The sequence below is a fragment of the Alkalibacterium sp. m-11 genome (assembly GCF_054658155.1).
Genome location: NZ_BAAGIR010000126.1, coordinates 1 through 5,716 on the forward strand (window position 1 = coordinate 1; position 5,716 = coordinate 5,716).

At 42.3% G+C, this 5,716-nt stretch carries 6 protein-coding genes; 5 read left to right on the top strand and 1 reads right to left on the bottom strand.

The features are described 5' to 3' along the window. Positions 1-141 precede the first annotated feature (141 nt). Positions 142-939: a pyrroline-5-carboxylate reductase gene (proC, locus tag ACYQ2O_RS10140; protein ID WP_459771017.1), complete on the bottom strand. Its 798-nt coding sequence runs from the start codon at positions 937-939 to the stop codon at positions 142-144. Between the two features lie 162 nt (positions 940-1,101). Here proC and ACYQ2O_RS10145 point away from each other — a divergent pair, with 162 nt between their 5' ends. The 5 genes from ACYQ2O_RS10145 to ACYQ2O_RS10165 all read left to right on the top strand — a co-directional run bounded on the left by ACYQ2O_RS10145 (position 1,102) and on the right by ACYQ2O_RS10165 (position 5,607). Continuing rightward, positions 1,102-2,118, top strand: coding sequence for a branched-chain amino acid aminotransferase (locus tag ACYQ2O_RS10145; protein ID WP_459771018.1), 1,017 nt, complete (start codon positions 1,102-1,104; stop codon positions 2,116-2,118). A gap of 49 nt (positions 2,119-2,167) precedes the next feature. Further along, positions 2,168-2,572 carry a secondary thiamine-phosphate synthase enzyme YjbQ gene (locus ACYQ2O_RS10150; protein ID WP_459771020.1) on the top strand — a complete coding sequence of 135 codons (405 nt, stop codon included), beginning with the start codon at positions 2,168-2,170 and terminating at the stop codon, positions 2,570-2,572. A gap of 167 nt (positions 2,573-2,739) precedes the next feature. Continuing rightward, positions 2,740-3,639, top strand: a complete 900-nt coding sequence (locus ACYQ2O_RS10155) for an ABC transporter ATP-binding protein (protein ID WP_459771022.1) — start codon at positions 2,740-2,742, stop codon at positions 3,637-3,639. After that, positions 3,632-4,912: an ABC transporter permease gene (locus ACYQ2O_RS10160; RefSeq protein ID WP_346024369.1), complete on the top strand. Its 1,281-nt coding sequence runs from the start codon at positions 3,632-3,634 to the stop codon at positions 4,910-4,912. Before ACYQ2O_RS10155 ends, ACYQ2O_RS10160 begins: the two co-directional genes overlap by 8 nt. Before the next feature lie 257 nt (positions 4,913-5,169). Beyond that, positions 5,170-5,607, top strand: coding sequence for a hypothetical protein (locus ACYQ2O_RS10165; protein WP_459771026.1), 438 nt, complete (start codon positions 5,170-5,172; stop codon positions 5,605-5,607). Positions 5,608-5,716 lie beyond the last annotated feature (109 nt).

Consider the following 5,716-nt stretch of genomic DNA (forward strand, 5'->3'; position numbering starts at 1 on the left):
TGCGTATTTTAACTTCCAGAACTGTAGGGACTACAGAGTTAGCCTAATCAATATCCGACCAATAGGTGGGAGTTCTTAGGAATCTCCATCTTCAAAATCCCTTAGGATTTAAGGTGGAGTAGTTCAAAAAGAGACCATTTATTACTGTTTTTCGGACATGGCCTGATCTTTCTCGATCATTTTGTCGAAAGCGCCAATGACTGAATCGGAAAAGTCACTTTGCAATAGGTGCAGGATCGCTTCAACAGTGATGCCTCCGGGTGAGGATACCTTATCGATTAGTGTCTGAGGAGAGTCGGTGGCATGTAAGACGGTTTTACCACTTCCCAACACAGCTTGAGCAGCAATCTTTACAGCCGTATCTTTTTTCATGCCATGTTTAACAGCACTTCTAGCCAGCGTATCAATGAACAGGAAAACCAGCGCAGGAGAACTTCCGGCCAGTCCGATAAAAATGTTCAGCTGTTTTTCAGGAATGATAACTGTTTCTCCTACCACGTTGAAAATATCTTGAGTGATCTTTATATTCTCTTCTGAAACACTGGGGTTTTCGACAATGGCTGTCATGGACTCTTCTACTTGTGCGTTAAGGTTCGGCATGGTGCGAAGATACTGACTTTCTGATAAAAACTGCTTCAGACGTTCACTCGTGTATCCTGCAGCTACGGACAGGATGAGCTTGTTTTCTGGTATAGAAAGGGGACCAAGCACATTATCCATCTGATGAGGCTTCACTGCCAGTATAATGATATCTGAAGCGTCGATCACATCCTGGTTGACATGAGTCACACTGATCTGCCAGTTTTCTTCGATTTTTTTGAGTGATTCCGGAGAATAAGTCGAAACAATCAGATCGTCTCTTTGAATCAGTTCCTTCTTCAGTAGTCCTTTTACAATGGCCTGAGCCATATTTCCGAATCCGATACATCCTAATTTCATACGCGTCATCCTTTATAGTTGATTTACTATCAGTGTAGCATATTTTCATTCATCATGAGCGAGCTGGTCAGAAGAAAAAGGGATGGACTGAAACATTAAAATTTTGTCATTTTTTTGGTATAATAAAAAGGTAACTAGGGGGACATGAAAAGGGGAAGATGTATGACAAAAGATTTAGATTGGGAAAACCTTGGATTCTCATATATTAAGACAGACTATCGCTTTATCTCTCGATACAAAGATGGGGAATGGGATGAAGGGGAACTGACGACTGACAATCGCCTTCACATTTCTGAAGGATCCACTGCCCTGCATTATGGTCAGCAGTGTTTTGAAGGTATGAAAGCTTACAGGACTGAAGATGGGTCCATTAATTTATTCAGGCCGTATGAAAACGCCATTCGAATGAAGAAAAGTTGTGAACGTCTACTTATGGCTGTTTATCCGGAAGACAAGTTTGTGGAGGCGGTAAAAAAAGTTGTCCGTGCTAATGAAGAATGGGTACCCCCATATGGGACGGGCAGCTCTTTATATCTGCGTCCTTACATGATCGGGGTAGGCGACAATATTGGGATAAAATCTGCCGATGAGTATATTTTTTCAATATTTGCCATGCCAGTCGGATCTTATTTCAAAGGCGGGATGAAACCGTCCAACTTTGTCGTAAGCGGCTATGACCGTGCGGCACCGAAAGGAACAGGAGCAGCTAAAGTCGGCGGGAACTACGCGGCCAGCCTCCTTCCTGGAAAAGAAGCCAAGTCACGCTCCTTCAGTGATGCGGTTTATCTGGATCCGGAAACACATACTAAAATAGAAGAAGTCGGAGCAGCCAACTTTTTCGGAATCACCAAAGATGATGTATTTGTCACACCCAAGTCACCATCCATACTGCCCAGCATAACCAAGTACTCGTTACTTTGGCTTGCTGAAAACAGATTGAATCTTGACACGCTTGAAGGAGACGTATTCATCAGGGATATCGATCAGTTCAAAGAAGCTGGTGCGTGTGGAACGGCTGCAGTTATTGCTCCAATTGGTGGACTTCAGGTAGAGGATGATTTCCATGTGTTTTATTCTGAAACAGAAGTCGGTCCCGTTACTAAGCGACTCTATAATGAACTGGTCGGGATCCAGTTTGGAGATGTAGAGGCTCCTGAAGGATGGATAGAAAAAGTCTAATTACCATATAATTATCCGACGGAAAAATCAAACAAATGGAGGGTTATCAATGAGCTATTTGAAACAAATTACGATTGATACACATCATAAGCAGGAATTTGTTATGATCGACCGTTATTTGAATGAAGCGCTAGAAGACAGTCAGGTCGAGAACGGCATCATGGTGGTTTACTGCCCGCATACAACAGGCGGGATCACGATCAACGAGAATGCTGATCCGGATGTCCGGACAGATCTGAAACGCGTGCTGGATGATACCTTTCCTGATCATGACTACTTTGTTCATGCGGAAGGGAACTCTGATGGGCACATTAAATCCTCGCTTGTGGGAGCCAGTGAGACCTTGATTATTGAGAATGGCAAGCTCGTTTTCGGCACCTGGCAGAGTGTCTACTTTACCGAGTTTGACGGTCCGAGAACACGGCACGTTTATATCAAGATAATTGAAGGATAAGATTAACAAAAAGAGAATGCCTCGGTATTCTCTTTTTTCATGAATAAAGGATGAATAAAATGTGAAAAATGGTCCGGAGGTCTGATGTTTATTTTCACCTAAAACGGTATACTGCAGATAATCATTATTCTATGAGAGTACATAATATAGAGAAAGAAGGAGACAATATGTTAGAGGTGAAAAATCTGCGTAAGACGTTCGGTGATCTGACCGCTGTGGAAGATGTCAGTTTTACGATTCGTCCCGGAGACATCATGGGTCTGATCGGTCAGAACGGTGCAGGAAAAACGACGACCTTCCGAATCATACTGGACCTGCTGACAGCAGACCAGGGTGAAGTGCTTTGGGAAAATAAGCGTCTGTCGAAAAAGATCTTCAATAAAATAGGGTATCTTCCAGAAGAAAGAGGGCTGTATCCTAAAGTATCGATTGAGAATCAGATTCTTTATTTTGCACAGCTGAGAGGGAAGAAGAAAAGCGAGATCAGTCCTCTGATTGATGACTGGTTGAAAAAGTTCGACGTAAAAGGGAAAAAGACAGATAAAGTAAAAACTCTGTCAAAAGGGAATCAGCAGAAAGTCCAGCTGATTTGTACCCTGATTCATGAACCGGAACTGATTATTCTTGATGAACCGTTCAGCGGATTAGATCCGGTCAATGCAGAACTCCTCGAAGAAGGGATAAGAGAAGCTCAGAGTAAAGGCGCACGTATCATATTTTCCAGCCATAATATGAACAATGTGGAAGATCTCTGTGACAGCCTGATCATGCTGAAAAATGGAAAACAGGTACTTAATGGGGCGGTTCGTGATATTCGCGAACAGTTTGGACGGACGAAGCTGTTTTTAGAGTCTGATCTAAGCAAAGAAGCTCTTCTGGAATTCCCGGGTGTACAGCGGGTGGAGAAAAACAGAGACGGGATCGATATTGTCTATCTGACTCAGGCTGAAGAAGGAAAGGCTATTTTTGAGGCAGCAACACGAAACGGCTATATCCCGACGTTCAGCCAGCAACCTCCAACTTTAGAAGAGATTTTTAAACGAATGGCAGGTGAGCGAAATGAATAAATTCTGGGTCATTACTAAAGAAGTATACAAGAAAAATATTAAATCATTCGGGTTTATCGTCATGGTTCTCATTCCGCTGATCATTATTGGTTTTATCGCCGGGATGACCTACTACTTTTCACAGGAAGCTCAAAACGCTGAGCCAACACCGATTGCTGTCGTAACAGATGATCCGGCTCTTCAGGAGCTGTTTTCAGATGAAGAATGGAATTTTGAGATTGCTGGAGACATTACGACTGAAGAGGAAGCTGAAACAGCCCTGACTGCTGAGGATATCGAAGGATATATGGTCATCAATACTGAAGCACAAACCCTTCAGGCAGAAATCGTCCATGCAAACGAGCTGTCTAATCAGATACCAATCATTACTGAAGTGCTGACAAACTATCAGACGATGCTTAGAGCGAATGATCTTGAGCTGGCTCCTGAAGAGGTCATGTCTCTGACAGAGGCTGTTCAAGTAGAAGAAACAGTCGTCAGTATCGAAGAAGGGGCACTGACAGAAGAAGACACAACCGATAGAATGATCCAGGAATGGAGCGCTTATGCGGTCAGTATTGCTATAATGGCTTTCATCATGACATATTCCGGAATCATAGCTGAAGAAGTGGCCAACGAAAAAGGCACACGTATTATGGAAATCATCTTGTCCAGTGCGACAGCAACCAATCATTTCTTCGGGAAGCTGGTTGGGGTCATCATGGTGATGCTGACTCAGATCGCGATTTATGCAGCTGTAGGATTTGCAGCCTATCTGTACTTCAGAGACACTGATTTTGTCCAAGGACTGATAGGTGAGATGGATATTATGGGCATGCTTCAGGAACTGCTGGGGTATACACTGATATTCTTTGTAGCGGGGGTGCTGATATATGTCATACTCGCAGCATTCTTCGGCTCGCTGGCTACTAAGATGGAAGACGTGAATAAAGCTGTCACCCCGATAGTCTTTATCGCTCTTGCCGGGTTCTATGTCGGATTATTTGCTTTCACATCTCCTGAAAATACATTGGCCGTCGTATTCTCATATATTCCATTGTTTACGCCTTTCGTGATGCCGTTCAGGATCGCATCAGGGACTGTCGCGACAAGTGGAATCTGGCTGTCCATTGTAGGAACAGTCGGGTTTGCAGCATTGATTTCTGCTGTGGCTCTTGCCTTTTACCGCTCCAATGTCCTGGTTTATTCTGACACCAACATACTGGGTACAATCAAGCGGTCCTGGAATATCATGCAGAGTAATAAGAAAGCAAGAAAGCAAAGAGATGCCTGATTATAAAAAAGTACAATAAGTAGTGAGAATAAGGGAATGTCCAGCTGTATACTGGACAATCCTTTTTTGTTTGATCGGTCATTTAATCATGATCAAAGTTCAATAGGAGATTCCTCTGTTTAATTTGCATATAAAATAACTACAGTATATACGCTCTTGTAACGGCAATCGTGTAAAGTAGAAAGATTTGCTACTTTACACGTATTCCTGTAGAAATTAGTAATGTAATGCTGTACAATGAGAAAGGGGTGAGAGAATTGTTAAAATACAGTGAGTTGACAGAAAAGGATAAACGCCGCCGGTACAAGATGCTTGTGGAATTACCGTTATTTCTGGCCGGGATTATACTCAGTGCGTTCGATTTTGATTTCAGATTTATCATGACAATGGTAACAGGGATCATGGTTATTGAACTGATCATCTTCGGTCTGATGGATATTAAATTCAATTATTCATTAAGCGAATTTATTACAGACATGATCTATTTGTTCGTCATGAATTTCTTTGTTGTCCTGATAGCCACTCCGGGCTTTCTGTATACACTGAACCAGGCTACAGAGCGGACTTATATTTTTACCAACATTATCGAATTGATTGTTTCGTTTACTTTGCTTCATACAGCCTGGTATATTTACATTATTCTCTCATGTAAGGTAAGAAAAAACCCGTCCCTCAAATTAAACTGGACCCTATAGAATAGACACGGATAAAAAACCCTTATTCGTTCTCTATTTTATAGGGTTCTTTATTGTATAATGAACCCAACTATATGAGTTCAAAGGAGAGCGTTGACATGGGAAGAAA

Bases quoted from the DNA above. Each gene is read 5' to 3' on its own strand.
- proC (WP_459771017.1), bottom strand. From the start codon at position 939: ATGAAATTAGGATGTATCGGATTCGGAAATATGGCTCAGGCCATTGTA.
- ACYQ2O_RS10145 (WP_459771018.1), top strand. From the start codon at position 1,102: ATGACAAAAGATTTAGATTGGGAAAACCTTGGATTCTCATATATTAAG.
- ACYQ2O_RS10150 (WP_459771020.1), top strand. From the start codon at position 2,168: ATGAGCTATTTGAAACAAATTACGATTGATACACATCATAAGCAGGAA.
- ACYQ2O_RS10155 (WP_459771022.1), top strand. From the start codon at position 2,740: ATGTTAGAGGTGAAAAATCTGCGTAAGACGTTCGGTGATCTGACCGCT.
- ACYQ2O_RS10160 (WP_346024369.1), top strand. From the start codon at position 3,632: ATGAATAAATTCTGGGTCATTACTAAAGAAGTATACAAGAAAAATATT.